Below are 25,190 nucleotides of genomic sequence, written 5' to 3' on the forward strand. Positions count from 1 at the left end.
GAACAATAGGGTGATAGCATAGTGATACAACCGAATGTCCTACAGCATCTTATTCAGCTTAGGGATCTTTCAGAGGTAGCCTCCCCTCCATTGCATGCTATCGCGCTGATGGTGCAGCGCATATCTCGAGCCATTCAGGAGAGATGGCCAAAGATTCCTCTGTATGATATACGAGGCCCACGGATTATGAGGACTCAGGAAGAGTTTGATAACCTCCTCATTCCCGCCAATCATCCGCAAAGGGCATCACGTAAAATTCGCTACCTCTCAGACAACCGGCTTTTGCGTAGCCACATGACCCCCTTACTTGGGAGAGCCGTTAATATCATCCACGACCAGGGCCTAGAGCAGGCGACCTTTTTAATGCCAGGTATCTGTTATTTGCGAACACTACCCGCTCCAGAGCGCATTTCAGAGCCTCATAAACTGGATATATGGCTTTTCCAATCGCCTCCGATCTCCCAACAGAGTGAATCTACGCTCTTAGAAGAGGTAGAGGTCATTTTGCAAGGCATATTTCAAGAGAAACACTGGCGGTCTCGTGCTCATCCAAAAGTACATCCCTACACTGCTCCAGGTTTTTCCATAGAAGTTAGCCTACAGCCGGGGCTTTGGATCAAAATGCTAGAGTGTGGTCAAGCTTCCGCAGCGCTGCTACAGAAACAGGGGATAGATCCACGGCAATTCAGAGTCTCTGCCTTTGGATTAGGGCTTGAAAGATGTGTGATGGCGGTAAAAGAGTTGAATGATATACGTCTGCTACGTCACCCCTCCCTGATCTTGCCACCTTTTTTTAGACACAGAGAAGAGAAACCTTAAGCGACCTGGGATAACCAATTTTTTTCAAAATTTACAGGAGACAGATAGCCTAGCGTTGAGTGCCGTCTCTGTCGGTTATAAAACACTTCTACGTATTCAAAAATGCTCAATTTGGCTTGTTCTCTGCTCTCAAAACGTTCAAAGTGGGTGTGCTCTGTTTTTAAGGTATGGAAAAAACTCTCTGCTACTGCATTGTCATAACAATTGCCCGTACTACTCATGCTAAGCGTTATCTGGTGATGCGCCGATACAGCCTTGAATCCTTTGCTGGTATACTGGCTGCCTCGGTCGGAGTGGTGGATGAGACCTGCAGCAGGCTTCCTCCGTGTTATTGCCTGGCGTAATGCTGCGGCTACTAACTCGGTGGTCATGTGAGCTTGCATATCCATCCCCACGATACTACGAGAGAACAGGTCCAGTACGATAGCAACATACAACCATCCCTCTTGGGTCGGAATATAGGTAATATCTGCTGCCCAGTATTGATCAGGGCGAGTGGCTGTGAACTTCTGCTTGAGTAAATTAGGCGCCACTGCGGCCTTTGGATCGACTATTGTGGTTACCTTAAATCGTTTTTTCATCTTAGCCGCAATATGGGCTGCTTTCATTAGCCGACAAACCCGTTTGCGTGAACAGCGCTCACCTCTAGCTCGTAACTCAGCATGGATACGTGGGCTACCGTAAATTTGGTTGCTTATGGTATAAACCTCTTTAATTTCAGATATTAAACGCTCATCCTCACAATAGCGCTTGGATGGCTCAGCCTTGATAAACTGATAATAGCCACTGCGGGATACACCTAACACGTTGGACATCCTCTCTACGCTGAATTCCCCAGCATGCTTTTGCATAAACTGGTATTTTACTTGCGGGCCACTGAGAAGATGCCCAAGGCTTTTTTTAGGATATCCCTCTCTTCGCGTGCTATCGCCAATTCTTTCCGCAATTGACTGAGCTCAGCATCAGACGCTTTCAGGTATCCTTTGCCCGGGAAAGCCTCTGCACCATCCTTGTTATGCTGATGGACCCACCCTGCCAATGTACTCTTGGGAACTCCCAATTCCTCGCTCAATTGACAGAGCGTTTTACCAGTGCTGTGATACAGCTTTACCGCATTCAGCTTGAATTCCTTATCATAGCTCCTTGATTCCCCTTGATTCATAACTTCACCTCAAAAAGTAACAAAAAATTATACGCTTTGTTCCTCTTCGTTGTGTCCGTTAAAGGGTAGCAAGATCACCCCATGGATTCAGGAACAGATGTTAGATCTCACTATCTATCACGAGCAGGTCCGATATCCGTCCTTTTCGACCGAGCAAACCATTCCACCTATTTCTAGCTCACTCCTGGTTGAACTTTTCGAACAGTTTCGATGGGAGAGGCCATCCCTATTTGATCTTATTGCTAAGATAAATTCATTTCAAGATAATGAGGCTTTAAGACTCAATATGGAGTGGCATTCACCAGTAAAAAAAATTAGTTTGGGAGAGATGAATGAAGGAATACGCTATCTATCGAACTTGGCAGAGGAACTATGGAGAGGACAGTGAATAGCTTAGATAATGGGATCTCCCTTCCTTTTTTAGCAATCCAACGTGTTATAGGGTACTTTTCAGAAGATATATCGAGCAATCTTAGTGGTGATTTTCAAGTGGCTGATGAGGTGAGAGAACAATTGGCTGATACTTATAAGGCGGCCGAGAATGGGGTGATCGACGCCCAAACAAAGCTGGGAATTTTCCACATGTCACAGTTTTTGTGCACCTCAGACAAAGAGGCTATGAGCTACTTTGTAAAAGCATCACATGGCGGGTGTACTCAGGCTATGGTACGTCTGGCCATTCTTTATAATAATGCTCGCGGCATCTATAAAAGAGATCAGACGCAAGCTGCCTATTGGCTCTCTAAGGCAGCCACATTGCAAGATCACAATGGTGTGTGTCTAAATACCCTATGGCACACAGAGCCTTTGCTACCTAGCTTAAAAATTAAGCTGAACTCATTTATCGGGACTGTCCAAATTCTTGACTTAGCTCATCGTGAAATCGGCGATGCTGGAATCTCCATGATCGCTTCTATTTTACCTAAAAGTAGAATTCATAGCCTATATCTTAAGGGAAATAAAATTACTGATCGAGGAGTCAGTGAACTCGCTAAGACGATTTTTAAAAGTGGAGTTCAAATTCTTGATTTATGGCACAATGAAGTTTCAGATCAGGGATTAGAAATTCTATCTCTTATTCTTCCCAAGACAAAAATTCAGGTTTTGGATTTAGCAGAAAATAAACTAACCCACCTTAAAGCATTGGCGAAAGTTTTGCCAAATTGTCTCTGTCTAAGAGTGCTTTATTTAGGAAGAAATATCATAGGTGGGACAGATGCTACTCTATTTTCAATTGGGCTAGAGAAATCAACCATTCGGTTACTAGACATAGGTTATAATAAATTGGGATCTGATGGGGCAGTGGCTATTTTTCAAGGTGCACCGCCTACGATGCAAATTTTAGATTTAAGTGAGAATGATCTGCAGAATTCTGGAGCAATTGGTATAGCTAAAATTCTCCCCCAAAAACCGAACCTTCGTCTACTTGATTTGAAAAAAAATGGGATTGGTCCTGAAGGAGGGCAACTACTTTGGGATACGCTAGCCTCGACGAATCTTGAGGTTCTAGACCTTAGACTAAATCGGATTGTCTCTCTTGAGTTGAAGGAGAACTTACATCCTGTTTTGCCCCAGTCATTGATGCAAGTTAACCTGAAAGGTAATGGAATTCCAGCGAACCTGAGTGGAAGAATTACTGCTTTTATTAATCGGAGACAAAAGAAAATTTTCCCTTCGAAAAAAAGAGATTTATCAATTCTCATTCCAGAAGGACGAGTCATAGATACACTCATTGTTCAAGAAATTAAAGAGATTATAAATAATGAATTAGATATAGAAATCATTATTCATAACATCCCCTATAATACTATTAAGGATCAGCTACACGATAAGGGAATGAAAGAAAGTGAAATTTTAGAATTATTACAGCAGCGCCAGATTTTTCATGGAATGAAAAACGTTGTTGTTTCTGTTTTTTTTAGATCAGCTGAAAAACCCATTACTCAATATGAAATTGCGCCATATCTTAGTAAAATTAATACCACATTAGAAAAAATATCTGAGGAATACTCCTTTCAAGATTTATCTCAAGATAGCGTTGATACACCACCAGTGGCCTCAGCTATGCTCTCTTTTCCATCAGAAGATGGCGGTGATAGCCTCCAAAAGTATACTGCAGAACACGACTATCTTGATGGAAATAAGCTAAACTTACTATCATCAATTTAAGTATTAAAATTATACGATTAATTTTAATACAATTTATATTTTTTGCAAAGGAACGATTATGGGAGATCAGAACCAGCCTATACGACAGGTTGTCATTATCACTGACTGCATCGATATTGCATTTAACGAGATGCATCAGGAATTAAAAAATTTGATTTCTGAAAAGAGGATGCGCTCTCTACAGATAGCGCCTATGGCTAAGGTTAAAAATTTTTCCGTCACCAATTCCTCATTTGTCATTCGCCTCCTCGCAGATAGTTATCCAGCTAAAGAGACTCTTTTTGTCGTCGTGGTTAGCGGGCTGGGTACTAATCCGTCACGTATTTTTGGATGCACCAAACAGGGCCTTAGGTTTGTTGGCAATAATTCAGGATATTTCCATTGGCTAATCCAGGATTTTGGATTACAGGCTATCTATAAAAATAATACTTGCCGCAGAGTTAATGGCAAATCTTTTGGTGGAAAATATGTGCAAATTCCCACGGCAGTCAAACTCATTGAGGGGACACCGATGGATGAATTGGGTCAAAGAATGTCTCCAGATTTTATGGAATCTCTGCCCATTGCCGATGGAACTGTGGTCCATGTGGATAATTTTGGTCTTATGAAAATTAAGGCTCCACCCCTTAATTTTCAAGAGGGTCAGCGGTTACATCTCTCGGTCAATAGCAGCCAGGATCTTGTCGCCATCTATTCAGAAAAAATGAAGCGTCAAAAGGATGGCGAGTGGGTGCTGTTCCCAGGCAGTTCACTGGATGGACTGCCAGAGTTAGGGAAAGTACGTTCACAAAATTCTGCTCAAGAGTTAGGTATAACAGAGGGAGACCTATTGAGATGGACACCAGTTATCCCCAGCAGGACTTAGAGATCCCTCGGGATCTTCTAACCCAGCGGATCTCTGCAACATTAATTCGTGCAGGGGTCAAAGCGCAAGCAGCGGAGGCTACCGCAGAGATCCTCATAGAAGGCAGTGCAAGGGGATACGCTCTTCATGGCGTTGAGCGGCTGCTTCACATCTTGGAAGGACTCCAGCGTGGAACCATCTCCCCAGCTGCCGAAGCCACTGTTGTGCGAGAGACTTCCGCTGTCGCGATTATCGACGCCCGTTGCGGTCTAGGGCCACCTCAAGGCAAAAGAGCCATGGAGCTCGCGGTACAGAAAGCTATCCATGGAGGAATCGGTGTCGTCGGCGTCATCAATGGCTCCCATCTCGGTGCCCTAGCCTACTATAGTGAGATCGCCAGTTCCCAGGGCTGTGTCGGGCTTACGCTGTCGACCTCTTCCCCTGCGGTCGTGGTCAAGGGTGGCCAGAGAAAGACATTCGGAACCAATCCAATCTCCTACTCCATCCCACAGACTCCTTTCCCTATCACAGCGGATTTTGCGACTTCAAAGGTCTCAAGAGGCAAAATTTGCGACTACCAGCAAAAAGGGCTCTCTCTCCCCTCAGGATGGGCTGTTGATCGGCAGGGCGTTGGAACCAACGATCCCAGTGAGGCGCTTGCCGGGGGGCTACAAACCCTGGATGGTGATATCAAGGGAAGTCTCATCTCACTGCTAGTGAGTGTTCTGGCAGGACCTTTAATCGGGGGGGTCATCAACCCAGCAGTTAAAGGTACGCGCTACATGGACTCCTCCCCCAATAAAGGGGATCTTTTCTTCGCATTCCATGTTGAAACATTCACCTGCCCATCACTTTTTATCCAAGAGATGGGTCAGTTGAGCTCCTTTATAACCCAACAAAATGTTGAATTTAGGATCCCAGGGGCTCGACACCAGAGAGATAGCGCTCAACATAAAATTAAAATCTCACCCCTACTGGCTCAGGCTCTAGAGGTTTAGTCATGGCGATAAAGACTACAGAGGCAGCGCTAACGAACTGTTTTGATAAAGCACTCAGTACATTTATTCAGCAAGGGAAGCGTATCAAAGGGGTTCATGATCTGCTCGTGCGCGGGACGGGCGCAAACAGTGAAGCTATCCTGACAAAGAACTGGTCCGATTTTGACCTAAGCGTCATCCTGGATAGGGTTGACGTCACAGCCTTTAACCAAGTGATCTTGCTACCCTTTAACGGACACAACGAAGAGGAACAAAGCGTATAATTTTTTGTTACTTTTTGAGGTGAAGTTATGAATCAAGGGGAATCAAGGAGCTATGATAAGGAATTCAAGCTGAATGCGGTAAAGCTGTATCACAGCACTGGTAAAACGCTCTGTCAATTGAGCGAGGAATTGGGAGTTCCCAAGAGTACATTGGCAGGGTGGGTCCATCAGCATAACAAGGATGGTGCAGAGGCTTTCCCGGGCAAAGGATACCTGAAAGCGTCTGATGCTGAGCTCAGTCAATTGCGGAAAGAATTGGCGATAGCACGCGAAGAGAGGGATATCCTAAAAAAAGCCTTGGGCATCTTCTCAGTGGCCCGCAAGTAAAATACCAGTTTATGCAAAAGCATGCTGGGGAATTCAGCGTAGAGAGGATGTCCAACGTGTTAGGTGTATCCCGCAGTGGCTATTATCAGTTTATCAAGGCTGAGCCATCCAAGCGCTATTGTGAGGATGAGCGTTTAATATCTGAAATTAAAGAGGTTTATACCATAAGCAACCAAATTTACGGTAGCCCACGTATCCATGCTGAGTTACGAGCTAGAGGTGAGCGCTGTTCACGCAAACGGGTTTGTCGGCTAATGAAAGCAGCCCATATTGCGGCTAAGATGAAAAAACGATTTAAGGTAACCACAATAGTCGATCCAAAGGCCGCAGTGGCGCCTAATTTACTCAAGCAGAAGTTCACAGCCACTCGCCCTGATCAATACTGGGCAGCAGATATTACCTATATTCCGACCCAAGAGGGATGGTTGTATGTTGCTATCGTACTGGACCTGTTCTCTCGTAGTATCGTGGGGATGGATATGCAAGCTCACATGACCACCGAGTTAGTAGCCGCAGCATTACGCCAGGCAATAACACGGAGGAAGCCTGCTGCAGGTCTCATCCACCACTCCGACCGAGGCAGCCAGTATACCAGCAAAGGATTCAAGGCTGTATCGGCGCATCACCAGATAACGCTTAGCATGAGTAGTACGGGCAATTGTTATGACAATGCAGTAGCAGAGAGTTTTTTCCATACCTTAAAAACAGAGCACACCCACTTTGAACGTTTTGAGAGCAGAGAACAAGCCAAATTGAGCATTTTTGAATACGTAGAAGTGTTTTATAACCGACAGAGACGGCACTCAACGCTAGGCTATCTGTCTCCTGTAAATTTTGAAAAAAATTGGTTATCCCAGGTCGCTTAAGGTTTCTCTTCTCTGTGTCTAAAAAAAGGTGGCAAGATCAAAGTTCGTGCCTTGTACCAGGAGATGAAAGGGGAGTTCCCCTACAAGTTATCCATCACTACGGTGAGTAGGATAGATTACTACCACCCATACCACCACCATGGAATAAAACCGCTTGCTTATAATTTTCTCCTTGAAAAAGCCAGTTCTATCTTCGGGCGCCATTTCCAATGGGACCCTCCTGCATTGATTGCTCCACTGCAGGTCGATAGCTTCTCGCACTGTGCCTACCTAATTCATGAGCTACGCAACCGTGGTTTGCAATTAAACCTATCATCACCGGGTGAGATGAAGGTTTTTTTCCCACATTTGTTAAAACGCACAAAACATTTTTTCCGGGATGCACTGTTCCTGATGTCTGGATATGTGGGCGAGGAGATTCCTATCTCTGCCTTTAGGGAGAATTTCCCCTCAATCGATGGGGATTTTCCAATAAAGCTACTGACATTCAAGAAAATTTTTCTAGAACAGGAGGAAAAAGTAGACAGCTTGCTAGCAGCCTATGAGGTCCTATTGAATACGCTCTCCACTGCCTATGATCTCCTAGTGACTCATGTGACTCAGTTAACGACAGAGAGCGCCTCACAAAGTGCATCTCTAATGGCGTAGCATAACGCCTGGGGGATTATAAACGACTTGTCATAGGGGGCATAGTTTTGCCCCCAACGTGCATCCACAAACTCTATTCCATGAAAAAAACGTGGGGTTTGATATCTTGGAATGAGGTGCACATGCAATTTTTCAAATGTATTGCTGAGCATAGCGTAATTAATTCGATCGGGTCGAAATAATGCGGAAAGCGCCTGTTTAATAGAGCGGCCGATCTGGAAGAACTCCTCCCGTTCCTCACCTTCAATGCCTAAAAAATCACGATCAGGTTTCTCATGTGCCAGAAGATAAACCCGTCCGATATAACATTGAGACTCATGGAGAAAAACTGTCCAGTACTGATACCTTTTAATTTCTAAAAATGGATGCTTATTGGCTGTCGACATTTCTCACCTTATCCATCAGTTAATGTTATCTGATAGGCTACGTCACCACCGCAAACAGGCTGGATTGGCATAATAAATTGAGCAGGCTATTGTTATAAAAGCGATGCTTTTTATAAGCAATCTAACCCAGAGATAAACTCCCATTGGCTAGCTGATAAACAGCACCAGTGCCTAGGTAAAGCCCAACTATGGCCCTGTTGCGCGTTTACAATCTGCCGCTGTCAATCCGCAGGGTGCTTCTTCATTTCGCTATAGAGTGTTAGGTTTTGACTGTCGTTGAGCACATCCCGGATGAGTGGTTTGAGGGTCTCTGGCAGCAGGGTGATCTGTGGCAGGTTGGCGACAGGAACCCAAACGAATGTCTGACAGCACTCAATGGATGGCGGTGGTTTCTTAAGATCAAGTCCGCTCAGGTGAGCAAGATAAACGGCATTAAGTTCGTGATAAATCTGACCACAGCGATGCCAACTGCATTCGAGCACTCCTTTCAATTCTGCCTGTTCAATCGTGACAGCCATCTCCTCAAGCAATTCGCGTTTAAGCGCCTCTAGGCAAGGTTCGTTGTAATCGACATGGCCGCCGGGCAGGAAGTAGAGGTTTGGGGCGAAATCACGATTACTCGCCGTGGCGGTGGTCAGCAAAATATGATCGTCGTGGATAATCATGGCACGTACGATCAGGTTAACCCCCTGACTGGCATGATGAGAGGGGCTGGCTGAAAGCTTCTGCACACCGATCGTATGCTTTCCACCGGTAAACGGCGTGCTGATGAAGGCCTCTACTATGGCTGAGGACTCTTCAAAGGAGTTTTGTTGACTGCCTAAACAGAGAACATTGGCATTGAGTTTTCCCCTCACCTCGACAGCATCAGCCACTGTGCGACAGTGACAGGCGCGAATAGGTGTGAACCGATTCAGTACAATGGCAACCCCTTGGCCACTCCCGCCGATGATGACCCCCCTGGCATCGGGTTGATGACGTAACGCTTCTGCCAGTTGCTTTGAAATATCGATATAATCAACTGGAGAACCCTTGAAAATTCCGATATCTTGAATCGCTAACCTGGCTTCATACCCTTTTCTTACCAGGCTATCCTTGAGATCTATCCCGTGGGAATCACTGGCATAAATGATTTTTGAGATCATATCCATTTCCTAATCTTACTATCAGATAAAATCGCAACTCATTCACCTTATATAGTTATAGCATTATTATGTTTAAATGTATTACTTTTTTTAACTTCTTTTAAGGTGAGATCCCCTGAAGGTGGGATTTTTTTATCGCGCTGTTTAAATCGACGACTTGCTTAATTAGCTTCTTATCTATCCAATCTGTTATAAATGGAATGTGTTCACCCGCTATTAAAAAAGAGTTTAATAGGCCATTATGATCATGCAGATACGCTTCTAGTGCTATAAATTCGTCTGTAGTTAAAGCAGGGCTAGGGGGATTATCTATAGAAAAAACATATACATCAGCTGCTTCTCTTGATAAGTTTAAGCTTACCATTACTTCTTTTATTGCTTCGGATCTTGTATATTCTTTATTTCTTCCACAGTTCAAGCCACCTAGACAACATTTAATATGCTGTTCATTGTTCTCATCACTTTTAATCTGCTCCTCTGAGTACTCTGTAGAGAGTGCATCGGAGTTGAAAGTACGTAGCACAGCCATAGGACTAGAAAAATCACCATCACCAGAGTGTTTATTGACGTGACAGGAGCTGTAACGTCCCATTTCAAATGGTATTGGATATAATGGATTTAACCAAAACACAAACCACTCCTTATATAAATAATTTGATATAGATCTGGAGTAAACGTCATGACAGGCGCGTTTAAACAATGATCAAGAGAAAATTTCCATATTTCAGGGCAGTAGCTTTTTTATCCGATTAATCGGATAGTCAGCGACTACCCTCAGAACCTAGCGCAAGTAGGCCTCCGACATGAAGATGGTGTTTCAACATGGGTTGACCTCCTCCTTGATAGACCCTATTACCTAGTTGTTGATGGGCAACCCTTCCTTCAGACTCATTTCATATTGGATAAGACTAACAGGCTTAATCATCGGCTTCGAATGGCGCACCCGCATAGTTGTCAAACCGCGAGTAGTGGCCCTGAAAGGTGAGGCGTACGGTGCCAATTGGGCCGTTACGCTGTTTGCCAATGATGATTTCTGCAATTCCCTTCAGCTGACTGTTCTCATGATAGACCTCATCCCGGTAGATAAATAGGATCAAGTCGGCATCCTGTTCAATCGAGCCAGACTCCCGCAAATCCGAGTTCAGCGGCCGCTTTTCTGATCGCTGCTCTAGACTCCGGTTTAACTGGGATAAAGCGATCACCGGGACCTGTAACTCCTTAGCTAAGGCTTTCAGGGATCGTGAAATTTCAGCAATCTCTTGGGTACGATTTTCAGACTGCCCTGGCGCACGCATCAACTGTAAATAGTCAACCATGATCAGACTTAATCCCCCCTGCTCTCGAAACAGTCGCCGCGCTCGAGCACGGAGATCAGTGGGGGTTAAACTGGCTGAATCATCAATATAGAGGTTACATTTCTCCATCAATAAACCCATGCTACTGGTGATTCGCGCCCAATCTTCATCATCCAGTTGACCCGTCCGAATGCGTGTTTGATCAATACTGGAGAGGGTAGAGAGCATCCGCATCATCAATTGATCAGCGGGCATCTCTAAGCTAAAAATCAGGACCGGTTTGGATTGCGACATGGCCACCTGCTGGCACATGTTGAGAGCAAAGGTGGTTTTCCCCATGGAGGGCCTGGCAGCGACAATGATGAGATCAGAGTTCTGTAATCCTGCGGTTTTTTTATCTAAATCAGTAAAACCCGTGGAGAGGCCTATCAGCCCATTCTGGGGATTGTGATAGAGCTTTTCGATGCGTGTTAGCGTCTCTTCAAGAATTTTATTGATAGTTTGCGGTCCCTGCTCTTTGCCGCTCCGCGTTTCTGCGATCTGAAACACTCGGGACTCGGCAAAATCCAGCAGCTCGCCACTGTGGCGGCCTTGCGGCTCATAGCCGGCATCGGCAATCTCATGGGCAACGCTGATCAACTCACGCAGTATCGCGCGCTCGCGCACAATACTGGCATAAGCCTGGATATTGGCCACACTCGGGGTGTTTTTAGAGAGCTCCGCTAAATAGGCAAAGCCTCCGACGCGCTCTAACTGATGGTGCTGTTCGAGTGCTTCGGCTAGGATAATCACATCCACCGGCTTTGATTGCATTAATAAGCTCTCGATGGCGGTAAAAATCAGTCGATGCGGTTGGCTGTAAAAATCGGTCGCTGACACCTGTTCAGTGACGCTGTCCCAACAGTGACTATCGAGCATTAATCCCCCTAACAGGGATTGCTCCGCTTCCAAAGATTGTGGCGGTAACTTGATCGCCGCCAACTGTGCTGGTTTATGAACTCCCTTAGCCACCATTCCAAAACTTACCCAGTCAAGTGTGATTGACTCCCACCACTCCATCGCCATCGAGGAGGGTAGGGACTATTGGACATCCAAAATTAGCGTGAGCACTGGTGCTGAGACCTACACGGTGCCAAGCGAGCGGTTATCTCACCTAAGCACGGTATCCCCTGAGCTCCTGCAACCCCCGAAAGCGGGCCCGGGGGCCTAGAGCCTCTTCAATCCGCAGTAACTGGTTATATTTGGCCAGTCGATCGGTACGACTCAAGGAGCCGGTTTTGATCTGGCCAGCAGCCGTGCCTACCGCTAAGTCAGCAATGAAAGTCTCTTCAGTCTCCCCTGAACGATGCGAAATGATCGTAGCATACCCCGCAGCTTTAGCCATTTTTATCGCCGCTAAGGTCTCTGTCAGGGTGCCGATTTGATTCAATTTGATGAGAATGGCATTGGCCACCCCTTGAGTAATGCCCTGCTGCAGCAAGGCGGTATTGGTCACAAACAGATCATCGCCGACCAGCTGGTGACTCCCCCCTAAGCGTTTCGTCTGGTAAGCAAAACCTTCCCAATCGGACTCATCCAGCCCATCTTCAATCGAGGTGATCGGATAACGCTGGGTTAATGCCTGCAAATAGTGGGTAAATTCCTCGGCACTCAAGCGCTTTCCTTCACCAGCTAACTCATAGCAGTGGCTATCGCGGTGATAGAGCTCCGAAGCAGCACAATCTAAGGCTAACGTCACCTCGCGCCCTAATTGATAACCCGCCTGTTCAACTGCTTGCTGAATACAGTCTAATGCTGCCGCATTGGAGGCCAAATTCGGGGCATAGCCCCCTTCGTCTCCCACTGTAGTGCTCAAACCTTGGGATTTTAATACCTGAGCCAACTGATGAAAAATTTCCGCCCCGATGCGTACCGCCTCTTTAAAGCTGGTGGCCCCGACCGGTTGGATCATGAACTCTTGAATGTCCACTGTGTTATCCGCATGCTGGCCACCATTAATGATATTCATCATCGGCAAAGGCATAGAGTAGTGGCCAGGGGTCCCATTCAAATCAGCAATATGGGCGTACAAGGCGCAGCGCTTAGCTGCGGCGGCCGCTTTAGCGGCCGCCAGTGAGACGGCTAAAACGGCATTAGCCCCTAAGTGGGCCTTATTCTCGGTGCCATCCAGCGCCAATAGCGTTTGATCCAGACCGCTTTGATCACTCGCCGCTTTTGCCTGCAGCGCGCTGGCGATGATCCCATTGATATGCGCGACTGCTTTTAACACCCCTTTGCCTCCATAACGGGTATTATCACCATCACGTAGCTCTAAGGCTTCGCGTGATCCAGTCGAAGCGCCCGAGGGCACAGAGGCTAAGCCGATAGAGCCGTCTGCTAAGTGGATCTCCGCTTCAACGGTCGGATAGCCGCGCGAGTCAATAATCTCCCGGCCGATTACTTTCACGATGGTCGACATGATCTCTCCTCTGTTGAACACCCTAATGAACTCGATAGCCAGCCGCCTTGGCGACCTCTCGATGGCTCACCCAGGGGCTCCCAGCAGTTAGGGCAACGGCTTGGAAGCCTGCTGACGCTGTTGCCGAGCCACCGCTGCTTGAATAAAACCGCTGAAGAGCGGATGTCCACCCCGGGGGGTGGAGGTGAATTCTGGATGGAATTGACAGGCGATAAACCACGGGTGGGTGGGGATCTCAATGATCTCAACTAATTTTTGATCGACCGACCAACCGGTGACCCGTAAACCAGCTGCTTCAATGCGTGGCAATAGCTGAGGGTTCACCTCATAGCGATGCCGATGGCGTTCACAAATAGTCTGTTGACCATACAATCGATGCACTAAACTACCCGCTTGCAGATGACACTGTTGCGCCCCCAAACGCATTGTTCCACCCAGATCAGCCGTCGCTTCGCGCACTTCCAATTTACCCTGTGGATCACGCCATTCGGTGGCTAAAGCCACCACAGGATAGGGACCCTCTACCACAAATTCAGAAGAGTTAGCCCCGGATAGCCCGGCCACATGGCGCGCGTACTCAATCACCGCTGCTTGCAGCCCTAAGCAGATCCCCAAAAAAGGAATGCTCTGTTCTCGCGCATAACGGATGGCCATTATTTTACCAGCCATCCCCCGAGGACCAAACCCGCCTGGTACTAAAATAGCATCCAACGCAGTTAATAAGTGATCTCCTTGCTGCTCAATCGTTTCGGCATTAATATAGTGAATGTTAACCCGCCGGTGCTGTTGTAGCCCACCATGCCTCAAGGCCTCATTCAGCGATTTATAAGCATCTGGTAACTCCACATATTTACCGATGATCCCCACCGTGACTTCCCCTAAAGGATTGACCTCCTGTGCCACGACCTGTTGCCAATCCTCGAGGTTGGCCTCCGGGCAGGTTAAGTTAAAATGTGCACAGACCACGCTATCGACCCCTTGGTCTTGTAGTAGCATCGGTACTTTATAAATAGAATCCAAATCGGGTAAAGCCACTACTGCACTGGGTAACACATTACAAAACAGCGCAATCTTAGCCCGTGCACTACTGGGAATCGCATGATCCGAGCGGCAAACCAGTAGATCGGGTTGGATCCCCAATGACAACAGCTCTTTCACGGAGTGTTGGGTCGGTTTGGTTTTTACTTCTCTAGAAGTGGCCAAATAGGGAAGCAGCGTGACGTGCATAAACAGCGCCCGTTCACGCCCTATCTCAGCTGCCAGTTGACGAATCGCTTCCAAAAAAGGTCGAGATTCAATATCCCCTACAGTGCCGCCCACTTCCACTAAGACCACATCATAGGCCTCAAACCCTTCGGTGATCCGTTGTTTAATCGCATTGGTAATGTGCGGAATGATCTGGATGGTGGCCCCCAGATAATCACCCCGCCGCTCGGCACGCAGGACGTCCTCATAGATTCGACCCGCCGTAAAATTATTACGGCGGCTCATTTTGGTATGAATAAAGCGCTCATAATGCCCTAAATCCAAATCAGTCTCGGCACCATCTTCCGTGACAAACACCTCACCGTGTTGTGAGGGGCTCATGGTCCCTGGATCCACATTCATATAGGGATCCATTTTGATGATTGTCACTGTGAGGCCGCGGGCTTCGAGGATCGATCCCAAAGAAGCAGCGACAATGCCTTTCCCCAAGGAGGAGACAACCCCGCCGGTGACAAAAATATAGTTTGTTCTCATGCTACGCCTAAGTCGTGTTTGAATGAAGCATACCGTTGCACCACTGCACGCTGATCAAACGTGCCGGCATGCGGCCCTGCAAGTCACTGAGCCGATGACAGTCTACTCGGTGAATCGAGATCCCCCGACCCCGCGTAATAAAACCACTGATCCGCTGACCAGGTGTCGGCTGGCAGCAACGGGCAAAAATCACCAAAAGATTGTCAACACCCGCTACCCTGATGATCTTCCCACTCTGAGCCGCTGTAGACAGCGCTGCCGACCCGCTGTGCTGCCTTGGCGGTACGAGGGATCCCGCTGCCTTTAATCCAACCCTCTCTGCGTTAGCGGGCCGTAGTAGTGCTCTGTTTTTAAGGGGATCTCGGTTATCGTGAAGGCCCTGCAAGCGATCCTGCTGATCCAACCAGGCGCGGATCTTAACACGAGCCCGGCGAGTTGTAATAAAACCATAGTGAGGATTTAACCAATCACGGCGTGCCTGGGCTACTTTTTGAGTGAGGATAGTGATCTGTTCGCCCAGCTGCAGCCGGTAAGTCAATGGAACAATCCGACCATCCACTTTAGCGCCAATACAGCGATGGCCAATTTCGGTATGAATAGCATAGGCGAAATCTAAGGGGGTGGCACCCGCCGGCAGCTCTACCACCTCACCCCGCGGTGTTAATAGATAGATCCAACGATCGGCTAGCAGTGGTTGGGGCAGACTAGCTGTTTCCAGGGCAGTGTCCCATGCTAACAGTCGTCGCAACCAGAGGATACGTTGTTGAGCGTTTATCTCCCCTGCCGCCAACGCCCCCGCTTTATACTGCCAATGCGCTGCCATGCCGAGCTCGGCTGCCTGATGCATCAGGGTGGTGCGGATTTGGATCTCCATGGGCTCACCCTGTGTGTCCAGCAGCACCGTATGGATAGATTGGTAGCCATTGGGCTTGGGATGCGCGATATAATCAACAAATTCCTCCGGCAGCGAGCGATACCGGGCATGCAACAGGCTTAAGACCGTATAGCAAGCTGACACCCCCTCAACAATGATGCGCAGCGCACGGACATCAAACAGCTGTTCAAATGACTTCGACTTGTTCTGCAACTTCTGCCAAATACTGAAAAGATGCTTGGGGCGACCAGAGATTTGCGCCGTGAACCCTGAGTGCTCCAATAAGGCCCGCAGTTCACGGACGCGGGCGGCGATCTCCTGTTCACGATCGTGGCGCCGCGCCTGTAACTGAAACGCCAGCAACCGATAAGCCTGCGGCGACAAAGCGCGCAATGAGCAATCTTCTAATTCCCACTTTAACTGGCCAATCCCCAGATAATTGGCCAAGGGCACATACAGCTGTTGACACACGCTAGCAACAGACTGTTGCAACGCGAGATCGTGCGCTTTGATCGCTCCCAAATAAACAATACGCTCTACTAGTTTAATCATCACACAGCGAACATCACGGATCGTGGCCAGTAACAGGCGTCGCCGCTTACTCCACTGCACAGCGGTGAGGGGGTGCTGCGAGAGATTCAGGGGTTCGATCACCGCCAGCTGTGCAACACCTTGGATTAATGCGGTGATCGCTGGGGAGAAGTCGGCGGATAACGCCGGTTGGCTGATGACTCCAGCCTCCACCAAGGGGAACAAGAGAGCGGCGTGCAAGCTATCGCTGTCTGTGAGGAGGCTGGTTAAGCGTTCCACCATCGCTACCCCACGCACCAACAGGGCGGTAGCCCCTGCTTTTTGGGCGATTTTAGCCTGCTGACAGTAATGCCAAGTTTCGGCTAATTGCACACGAGTGGGTAAATGGCTGATCGTTAACGGCACTTCCCAGTGTGCACCCGCCAATACCCCTTGAATAGTCAGTGCATCGTGAGGGAGCACACCCATCCTGTATCCTTCATTTCGTGAACCCATCGGTCATTAGCCTGGTAGACTCAGTGCAGCCATTATAGACTGTTTCACCGGCCAATAGCATGGCCAGAAATCAATACCCCCTAGGATCAGCACACCTTTGAGGGTAAGCCAACTATTCTGATGGTCATAGGCCCATTTTTTGAGGGTGATGTCTCCTATTGACTGATGTGTTATGGTTTCTATAAATCTGTAGAACTTCATGAAAAAGTTATCGGTGCTTCTACCGATAACTTTCACTATCAGTCATATGACCCACTACCCGGTTAACAGGGGCTTTAAAAAGCGGGCAGTGTGCGAGTGGGGATCCTGAGCCACCTGTTCTGGGGTGCCCGCCACCAAGATCCGCCCACCACCGCTGCCACCCTCTGGACCTAAATCAACAATCCAATCGGCCGTCTTAATCACATCCAGGTTATGCTCAATCACCACCACGGTGTTGCCTTGATCTCGCAACTGGTGCAGGACTGCTAATAACTGCTGAATATCGGCAAAATGTAGACCAGTAGTCGGCTCGTCCAGAATGTAGAGCGTTTGGCCCGTGGCCCGTTTCGACAGCTCACGGGATAACTTGATGCGCTGCGCTTCACCGCCTGACAGCGTCGTCGCTGCTTGTCCTAACTGCACATAGGAGAGCCCCACCTCGATGAGGGTCTGTAATTTACGCGCCAATACCGGGACCGCGTCAAAAAAGTCGTAGGCCTGGGAGACACTCATCTGCAGCACCTGATGAATCGTCTGGTTTTTATATTTGATCTCTAGGGTCTCACGATTATAGCGGGTTCCTTGACAGTGATCGCAAGTCACATAGATATCGGGTAGAAAGTGCATCGCGACTTTGATCTCCCCCTCCCCTTGACAGGCTTCACAACGACCCCCTCGTAGATTGAAGCTAAAGCGCGCCGGCAGATAGCCACGGACCCGCGCTTCTGGCACCCCAGCAAACAGCTCACGAATAGGTGTTAATAAACCGGTGTAGGTTGCCGGGTTGGAGCGCGGAGTACGGCCAATCGGACTTTGATCAATCGCAATCACTTTATCAAGGTGCTGTAGCCCCTCAATCGACTGATAAGGTGCGGGTGGTTCTCCACCACCACCCGTTTGATTCAGCTGCTGCTGCACTAAGCGGAGCAGCGTCTGGTTAATTAACGTCGATTTTCCAGAGCCAGAGACCCCAGTAATACAGGTGAAGAGCCCAATCGGCAGGATCAAGGTCACCGTTTGTAGGTTATGGCCGCTGGCCCCGGATAAGGTAATCACTTTCTGGGGATCGGCAACCCGCCGCTGCTGTGGAATCGAGATAGTCCGCTGGCCCGAGAGGAACTGCCCGGTCAAGGAGTGTGGGGCTGCCAGGATCTCACTAAGGCTCCCTTGTGCCACCAGCTCTCCCCCGTATAGACCAGCGCCTGGACCCATATCAATAATATGATCGGCTGCTCGGATAGCCTCTTCATCATGCTCCACCACAATCACCGTATTGCCCAAATCCCGCAGATGGAACAGCGCTTCCAGTAAACGCGCGTTATCCCGCTGATGAAGCCCAATGGAGGGCTCATCCAGCACGTACATGACGCCCACCAGACCAGCACCGATTTGGCTAGCCAGCCGAATACGCTGCGTTTCGCCGCCAGAGAGCGTATCCGCCGCCCGAGCCAGCGTTAAATAGTCCAGGCCAACCTGCACTAGAAAATGCAGTCGATCACACACAGTCTTCAAGATTTTGCTCGCAATCTCAGCCCGTTGTCCCGATAAAGAGAGGTGTTCGAAGCAGTGTAAAGTCTCGCCAATACTCATCTGCACCATCTGCGGCAAGGTCATTTCACCTAGATAGACGTGACGGGCGGCTTCACGCAACCGGGTCCCTTGACACGCTGGGCAGGATCGCTGGCTAAGGTACTGCACCAAGTTTTCACGGACCGCCAGCGACTCGGTCTCTTGATAGCGACGCTCCATGGTCGGTAATACCCCCTCGAAAGAGAGCGGTTTCGCCGTTTTCCCGGTCGACGGTTTGGGGACTATCTGGTTCCCCCCAACAGCCTTAGATCCGTAGAGTATCAGCTGTACGATAGCCGGAGGCAGGCTATTAAAGGGTGCGGTCATATCAAACTGATAGTGCTCCGCCAACCGGGTCAACAGTTGAAAATAGAAGTAATTACGTCGATCCCACCCCCGAATGGCCCCTCCAGCTAGGGATAACTCGGGGTTTTTGACCACTTGATCGGGATCAAAAAATTGCTGAACGCCCAGTCCATCACACTGTGAACAAGCCCCCGCTGGATTATTAAATGAAAATAGCCGCGGCTCCATTTTACTGACGTTATACCCGCAGGATGGACAGCTAAACTGTGCCGAAAATAGCAAGGAAGGTGCTTGTTGATTATCCATATCCACAATCAGAGCCGTGCCGCCGGACAACCCCAGCGCCATTTCAAAGGACTCTGCTAATCGAGGCGCCAGATCAGGGTGGACTTTAAACCGATCGACCACCACCTCAAGCGTATGTTTTTGTGTCGGCAACAGTGGCGGGAGATCAGAGAGCTCATAGAGCGTTCCATCGATTCGAACTCGGGTATAGCCCTGACGAGTCAAATCAGCTAACACTTTGCTCTGATCGCCCTTTCGCTGCTGCACGATAGGTGCCAGCAGTAGTAGCCGCTGCTGGGGCGGCAGGATCAGCACCTGATCCACCATCTGACTGACCGTTTGTGCAGCTAAAGGGGTCCCATGCTGTGGACAACGGGGCTCGCCCACTCGAGCAAAGAGCAGTCGCAAGTAGTCGTAAATCTCCGTCATCGTTCCCACTGTGGATCGAGGGTTGTGTGAACGCGTTTTTTGTTCAATAGCAATCGCCGGTGATAACCCCTCAATAGCGTCAACCTCTGGCTTTTCCAGCCGTGATAAGAACTGTCGTGCATAGGCCGAGAGCGACTCTACATAGCGGCGCTGCCCTTCCGCATAGAGAGTATCAAAGGCGAGCGAGGACTTCCCCGAGCCGGAGAGCCCGGTGATAACGATCAATTTGTCGCGCGGGATCGACACGTCAATATTTTTTAGATTGTGTGTCCGTGCGCCTTGTACTTTAATAGTGTCCATACGATAGGGCTTTTAACCTGAATAAGGGTCCACGCGTATTATACAAAATTCCACGGGTTAACCAGGCCCTTAAACCAAAATTGGCCCATAGCCGCTGTAACGGCTGGATCGACTTGGCCAGCCTAGAGTGCAATCAGCAAGCTGTGTTATAATAGGTGGAGAAGCAGCGTGACTAACCAAGCAATCAAGGAGAATTTTGTGGCCCGAGGTGGTGTTAATAAAGTAATCCTCATTGGCAACCTGGGATCTGATCCAGAGATACGCTATATGCCCAATGGAACGGCGGTGGCCAATCTTCGGCTCGCCACCTCAGAAAGTTGGCGTGATAAAGCCTCTGGCGAACAGAAGGAGTTGACGGAGTGGCATCGTGTCGTGCTCTACCGACGTTTAGCAGAAATTGCCGGAGAGTACCTGCGTAAGGGTGCCAAGGTTTACCTTGAAGGTCGCTTACGAACGCGTAAATGGCAAGATCAAGCGGGGCAGGAGCGTTATACCACAGAGATCCAAGGGGACGTGTTACAAATGTTAGATGGCCGCAGTGGCGCTATGAGCCCCGCTGCAGCGGGGAGCAGCAACCTGGATAAGGCGCCACAGGAGCCCTCCAGTGGCTACTCAAAAAAACCTTCGCCACAATCCTCTAACGCGGAAGCGCCGCCGGAAAGCGACCCTTTTATTGATTTTGATGACACTATCCCTTTCTAGCAGGACAACCACTGAGGGTGTTACGCACCGCTAGCAACCCTAGCACTACTGAGGGTAGTGCTAGGGTTGCTAGCCATCATGCCTCGGAAAACCGAACCCCTGGGTTCTCTCTAGATCATCATCCGTTGCGATGAAAGAGAGCCCTTGTGAGGGTGGCCAGGTTGTTGAAACTCAGGTGGTTGACCACCCAAAGAGGTGCTAACACACCGAAAATCCATCTGCCAATATAGAGATCACCCGTGTTCAATGGTCTTAAACTTGCTTTACAGTACCTATTGCCTAAATATGCCCTCAGTCGACTGGCTGGCTGGCTGGCCGAGTGCCGGGCTGGGTTATTCACGCAATGGCTTATCCGAGCTTTTATTCGCTATTACCGGGTTGATATGCAGGAAGCGCTGTTACCTCAGCCTAGCAGTTATAAGACCTTTAATGAATTTTTTACCCGTCATCTGCGGCCAGAGGTTAGGCCGATGAGTGGTGATGACGCTGGGTTGGTGGTACCTGTTGATGGCACGATTAGTCAACTCGGGTGCATTGATGAGGGTCGTTTAGTCCAAGCGAAGGGGCACGATTATCAACTGGATCAACTGCTGGCGGGGGATACCCAATTAGTCAAGACCTTTCAGGGAGGTCAATTTGCCACACTCTACCTATCACCGCGTGATTATCACCGGGTTCATATGCCCTGTGATGGCGTATTGCAGCAGATGATTTATGTGCCAGGAGCACGCTTTTCCGTCAGTCCATTAACCACGCAACAAGTTCCCAATCTATTTGCTCGTAATGAACGGGTGATTATTATTTTTGAGACCGCTTTTGGACCGGTAGCGCAAATTTTAGTGGGTGCCGCTATCGTGGGGAGTATTCACGTGATCTGGGCCGGCAAAGTGATCTCGTGGGCTGGAACGATAACCCAGTGGGTCTATTCACCGGAAGAACCTCTTCTTTTAAAACGTGGTAGCGAGATGGGCTATTTTAAACTGGGATCGACGGTCATTAATTTATTTGCCCCTAATCGTCTCTCCTTGGCTAGCCATTTGGTGTGTGGTCAAACTATCAAGCTCGGTGAATCCTATGCACAGCGAGTATGAGATGAACTGTGCACGGTTTTTGCACTATCCAAACTTTCACTGGAGGCTGGTGACGCTCTTTGTTTTAGCGTTATGGGTGTCCTGCGGATTATTACTAACGCCTGCCAGGGCAGCACCGGTTTCTAACGCCGGCAGCCTAGAACAACCCGCGGAACAAAAAACGAAATGCTGCCCCCTGGATACCGCTGATCTACAAAGGGCTATCAAAGATTATCGCGAGCAGCAGCGGGCAGCAGAAAAAGAGCGCGCAGATTACCAGCGGAAACTTGATAAATTCCCTCAGCGCTCGTCAGAACTCCAAGGTAAACTGGCGTCACTGCAGCAAACCCTACCAAGCCACAGCCAGCTAGCTTTGAACAGCGTACAACGGCAACGACAGATGTTACAAGCTAGTGATACTTTGCTGGATTACAACAAACAGTTGCAAAAATTTACCAATAAAGTAAGAAAAACCACTAAACGTTTAAGCGATATTCCGGAAAAGTCGACTGAAATCCAAAAAGTGCTGGCAGAGACCATTCAAGCGCTGCAAAAAATAGAGGTCATCTCCTCTAATAATCCCAAGTTAGAAACTGAAATGCTGCGAGCAAAAGTTAATTGTTATAAGGCGCAGCAAAAAAATATCCAGGAGCAGGAACAGTATTACCAAAAAAAGTTAGCGGTCACACAGCTTGAAGTGGACTACCTCCGTCAGCAGTACCTACTATTGGATCAGCAGCAGGAATGGGATCAGCAAGCATTGATTGCATCGGCTGATTTAGCAGTGCCACAGCCTGAACTAAAACAGTGCTTGCAGCGTAATCGAGAACTTTCAGGGCAGATTGACCAACAACAACAATCTCTTCAAAAAATTATGGTCGATCAGCTGGCAGTAAACCGCCAGGCTTATCGAGTCCGGCAACAGATCATAGAAATTGATCAGCTGCTGCAAGAACCGGTCAATAATCCGCAATTAAGCAAACTATTACGTTCACGGTTTTTAAAGCTAGTCATGCCTCCTGATCTACGAAAGGTACGTCGCGAAATAGAGCAATCCTATGTTCAGCAAATGGAATGTGAAAATGAGTTGCGGAAGAGTACGGAATTCTTTAGAGAGAAACAGGAGCCTGCTCTATTCAACCTTTCACTTCAAGCATTACAGAAGGAGTCTACTAAAAAGCATGAGCGTCTTGAAACTTTAATCACGAGCAGTCAGGATGTTATTTCACAGTTGAAGGAATTAAAAAAAACCAAACTGGAAATGGTACAAGAGCAGAAAAAACTACAAGCTACCATTGTTCGGCATCTGTTTTGGGCTACTGATGCTAATCCAGTAGATTTAAACTTCCCAGTCACTGTGGCTAAAAATATTCAACAGTTGTTCAAAGCAGGGCTGCCATGCATTACAAACTGGCGCTTTACTGCCTTGACTGGCAATCATATCGGATTACTAGCGTTTGCTCTTTTGGGAGTCCTGTTAGGGCATAGTTCACGTCATAAACACCATGCTTTCTTACAACAGGCGGCGCTGCGCGTTGGCAATGTCACCCAGGATAGTTTTAGTTTAACAGCCTCCTCGGTCGCTTGGGCGGTGTGTATTGCTCTGCCATTCCCCCTACTCATTGCTGCTATTGGTTATAGCCTAAAGGAGTCGATGGAGGTCCTAGGGAGTGCCATACTGGCCATCGTGCCACTCGTATGGGGACTCCGGATCTGCATGAACTTCGCTCATCCTCAAGGACTGTTCATTAAGCATTTTGTTTGGGATCAACGCCGGGTCTCCAAGATTGCCCACGGTTATCTTCTAGTGGCTTGGGTTGTGGTGCCTTTAATCATCATGATCATGACCTTTAATCAATTAGAAGATCGCCAATTTGCTGAGACGTTAGGGCGAACTGTTTTTACAGTACTCTGTATTATTTTATTGATGCTCATCGTGGGCATTAAAAAAACTGGCGTGACCTTCTATCTTAGTCGTAAAGCTTCCGCTCGAAATTTTATTAATCGCCTGCTCTGGAACTTATTAATCAGTACGCCGCTGCTAGCCAGCCTTTTTTCAACCTTTGGCTATGTGACTGCTTCACAACAGCTGCTATTCCGGTTAGCAGGCTCTGTGGGCATCTGGTTTACCTTGTTAATTATTTATCACCTGGTGTGGCGTTGGATGCTGATTCAACGACGTCGTATCGCCTTTGAACGAGCCAAACAGCGTCGCGCGAGCAAGTTAGCACAGCGGGCACGAATTGAAGAAGAATTAACCAGAATTGACCATAACTTAGAGATGCAATTGCTCGATCTGGATACTATCAGCAGCCGTTCGCTTCAATTATTGCGTTCCATAATCGCTATGGCGACATTTTTGTTATTAATTGCTTGGTGGTCTAAGGCGCATCCCGCTTTTGGTTTTCTAGAAAATGTAGCGCTAGGGCAGGTTGAAAATTCCTTACAGGGTGTTCAATCCATCACCTTGGGGAAGGTACTTGAAGCCATCATCTATATGGTGATTACCATGCAACTCGTCCGTAATTTACCGGCACTGTTAGAGCTAGCGCTGCTACAGCACTTAGATCTGAGTCATGGGACTAGTTATGCGATTACCACCCTCACCAAATATCTATTAACCCTAGCTGGAGGCTCACTGGTTATTTATTTGCTAGGCATTGACTGGTCAAAAATACAGTGGGTGGTGACCGCATTGGGGTTTGGACTCGGGTTTGGTTTAAAGGATATGTTTGCTAATGTTATTTCTGGGTTGATTTTGCTATTTGAAAAACCGATTCGGATTGGCGATACCGTCACTATTCGTGATTTTAACGGGACGGTCACCCGTATTAATACCCGGGCGACCATCATTACCGATTGGGATCGCAAAGAGATTATTGTGCCTAACCATAGTTTTATGGTGGAGCAATTTATCAATTGGACACTCTCCGACACCATTATCCGTTTGGTATTACAGATCGCAGCACCGGCTCATGTCGATCCGAAATTTATCAAAAAAATCATCAAACAAGCCACTAAGAAATGCACTCTGTTGCTGGATATACCACCCCCTGAGATCTATTTGAATGATCTGCAACAGGGATTACAAACTTTTGAGATAAGATTATACGCTGCGGAGCCCTCGCATCGAATGCCGTTACGCCATGAATTCCATGAACGGATTCTATTTCTCTATCGAAAATATCATATTACATTACCCTATCCACCAACCCAAATCCGCGTAGAGTCACTCTCTTCTGATGAGCAAGAGGTTCGTTTCAAACCTGTCTTCCAGAAGAACCTAGTTAAAAGCTGATGAGAGTCTC

Annotated in this window: 17 protein-coding genes and 2 pseudogenes; 10 read left to right on the forward strand and 9 right to left on the reverse strand. The window is 48.1% G+C overall.

Annotation, left to right across the window (positions count from 1 at the left end; all coding sequences use genetic code 11):
* Nucleotides 1–108 precede the first annotated feature (108 nt).
* A complete protein-coding gene (locus tag NL324_RS00715; protein WP_253307088.1) occupies nucleotides 109–819 on the forward strand; it encodes a tRNA ligase subunit PheS family protein in 711 nt (236 codons plus the stop codon).
* Here NL324_RS00715 and NL324_RS00720 read toward each other — a convergent pair.
* Nucleotides 816–1,981, reverse strand: a pseudogene (locus NL324_RS00720) (IS3 family transposase). The gene NL324_RS00715 and the pseudogene NL324_RS00720 sit on opposite strands and share 4 nt — an antisense overlap.
* Nucleotides 1,982–2,365: 384 nt before the next feature.
* Here NL324_RS00720 and NL324_RS00730 point away from each other — a divergent pair.
* The 6 genes and pseudogenes from NL324_RS00730 to NL324_RS00760 all read left to right on the forward strand — a co-directional run bounded on the left by NL324_RS00730 (nucleotide 2,366) and on the right by NL324_RS00760 (nucleotide 8,096).
* Entirely contained in the window at nucleotides 2,366–4,150 is a 1,785-nt protein-coding gene (locus NL324_RS00730) for a hypothetical protein (RefSeq protein ID WP_253305921.1), read from the forward strand.
* 58 nt (nucleotides 4,151–4,208) lie between these two features.
* Nucleotides 4,209–5,015: an SAM-dependent chlorinase/fluorinase gene (locus tag NL324_RS00735; protein WP_253305922.1), complete on the forward strand. Its 807-nt coding sequence runs from the start codon at nucleotides 4,209–4,211 to the stop codon at nucleotides 5,013–5,015.
* A complete protein-coding gene (locus NL324_RS00740) occupies nucleotides 4,985–5,992 on the forward strand; it encodes an Ldh family oxidoreductase (RefSeq protein ID WP_253305923.1) in 1,008 nt (335 codons plus the stop codon). Before NL324_RS00735 ends, NL324_RS00740 begins: the two co-directional genes overlap by 31 nt.
* Nucleotides 5,993–5,994: 2 nt before the next feature.
* Nucleotides 5,995–6,255 carry a hypothetical protein gene (locus tag NL324_RS00745; RefSeq protein WP_253305924.1) on the forward strand — a complete coding sequence of 87 codons (261 nt, stop codon included), beginning with the start codon at nucleotides 5,995–5,997 and terminating at the stop codon, nucleotides 6,253–6,255.
* A gap of 27 nt (nucleotides 6,256–6,282) precedes the next feature.
* Nucleotides 6,283–7,448 (forward strand): annotated as a pseudogene (locus NL324_RS00755) (IS3 family transposase).
* 63 nt (nucleotides 7,449–7,511) lie between these two features.
* Entirely contained in the window at nucleotides 7,512–8,096 is a 585-nt protein-coding gene (locus tag NL324_RS00760; RefSeq protein WP_253305925.1) for a hypothetical protein, read from the forward strand.
* Here the strand turns inward: NL324_RS00760 and NL324_RS00765 are convergent.
* The 8 genes from NL324_RS00765 to uvrA all read right to left on the reverse strand — a co-directional run bounded on the left by NL324_RS00765 (nucleotide 8,048) and on the right by uvrA (nucleotide 20,110).
* Nucleotides 8,048–8,482 carry an HIT family protein gene (locus NL324_RS00765; RefSeq protein WP_253305926.1) on the reverse strand — a complete coding sequence of 145 codons (435 nt, stop codon included), beginning with the start codon at nucleotides 8,480–8,482 and terminating at the stop codon, nucleotides 8,048–8,050. The two genes, NL324_RS00760 and NL324_RS00765, sit on opposite strands and share 49 nt — an antisense overlap.
* A gap of 221 nt (nucleotides 8,483–8,703) precedes the next feature.
* Entirely contained in the window at nucleotides 8,704–9,627 is a 924-nt protein-coding gene (locus NL324_RS00770; RefSeq protein WP_253305927.1) for an RpiB/LacA/LacB family sugar-phosphate isomerase, read from the reverse strand.
* A 100-nt stretch (nucleotides 9,628–9,727) separates the two neighbouring features.
* Nucleotides 9,728–10,258, reverse strand: coding sequence for a hypothetical protein (locus NL324_RS00775; RefSeq protein WP_253305928.1), 531 nt, complete (start codon nucleotides 10,256–10,258; stop codon nucleotides 9,728–9,730).
* 286 nt (nucleotides 10,259–10,544) lie between these two features.
* On the reverse strand, nucleotides 10,545–11,936 hold the full coding sequence (gene dnaB, locus NL324_RS00780; protein WP_253307089.1) for a replicative DNA helicase: 1,392 nt from the start codon (nucleotides 11,934–11,936) through the stop codon (nucleotides 10,545–10,547).
* Nucleotides 11,937–12,075: 139 nt separating this feature from the next.
* The gene (gene eno / locus NL324_RS00785; RefSeq protein ID WP_253305929.1) at nucleotides 12,076–13,380 is read right to left on the reverse strand and encodes a phosphopyruvate hydratase; all 1,305 of its coding nucleotides are present in this window, start codon (nucleotides 13,378–13,380) and stop codon (nucleotides 12,076–12,078) included.
* An 87-nt stretch (nucleotides 13,381–13,467) separates the two neighbouring features.
* Nucleotides 13,468–15,120 carry a CTP synthase gene (pyrG, locus tag NL324_RS00790; protein ID WP_253305930.1) on the reverse strand — a complete coding sequence of 551 codons (1,653 nt, stop codon included), beginning with the start codon at nucleotides 15,118–15,120 and terminating at the stop codon, nucleotides 13,468–13,470.
* A 7-nt stretch (nucleotides 15,121–15,127) separates the two neighbouring features.
* A complete protein-coding gene (locus tag NL324_RS00795; RefSeq protein WP_253305931.1) occupies nucleotides 15,128–16,993 on the reverse strand; it encodes a RelA/SpoT-related domain-containing protein in 1,866 nt (621 codons plus the stop codon).
* Nucleotides 16,994–17,275: 282 nt separating this feature from the next.
* Complete coding sequence (gene uvrA / locus NL324_RS00800; RefSeq protein ID WP_253305932.1) at nucleotides 17,276–20,110, reverse strand: excinuclease ABC subunit UvrA; 2,835 nt, start codon at nucleotides 20,108–20,110, stop codon at nucleotides 17,276–17,278.
* A gap of 198 nt (nucleotides 20,111–20,308) precedes the next feature.
* On the opposite strand from uvrA, the gene ssb reads away from it, so the two are divergent.
* The 3 genes from ssb (at nucleotide 20,309) to mscM (ending at nucleotide 25,180) form a co-directional block, all read left to right on the forward strand.
* Nucleotides 20,309–20,812 carry a single-stranded DNA-binding protein gene (gene ssb, locus NL324_RS00805; protein WP_253307090.1) on the forward strand — a complete coding sequence of 168 codons (504 nt, stop codon included), beginning with the start codon at nucleotides 20,309–20,311 and terminating at the stop codon, nucleotides 20,810–20,812.
* A 239-nt stretch (nucleotides 20,813–21,051) separates the two neighbouring features.
* Entirely contained in the window at nucleotides 21,052–21,903 is an 852-nt protein-coding gene (asd, locus tag NL324_RS00810) for an archaetidylserine decarboxylase (RefSeq protein ID WP_253305933.1), read from the forward strand.
* Nucleotides 21,887–25,180: a miniconductance mechanosensitive channel MscM gene (mscM, locus tag NL324_RS00815; RefSeq protein ID WP_253305934.1), complete on the forward strand. Its 3,294-nt coding sequence runs from the start codon at nucleotides 21,887–21,889 to the stop codon at nucleotides 25,178–25,180. The genes asd and mscM overlap by 17 nt, the downstream gene beginning before the upstream one ends.
* Nucleotides 25,181–25,190: the final 10 nt, after the last annotated feature.

Origin of the sequence: unidentified bacterial endosymbiont (assembly GCF_918320885.1) — a bacterium.
Taxonomy (GTDB): domain Bacteria; phylum Pseudomonadota; class Gammaproteobacteria; order Enterobacterales.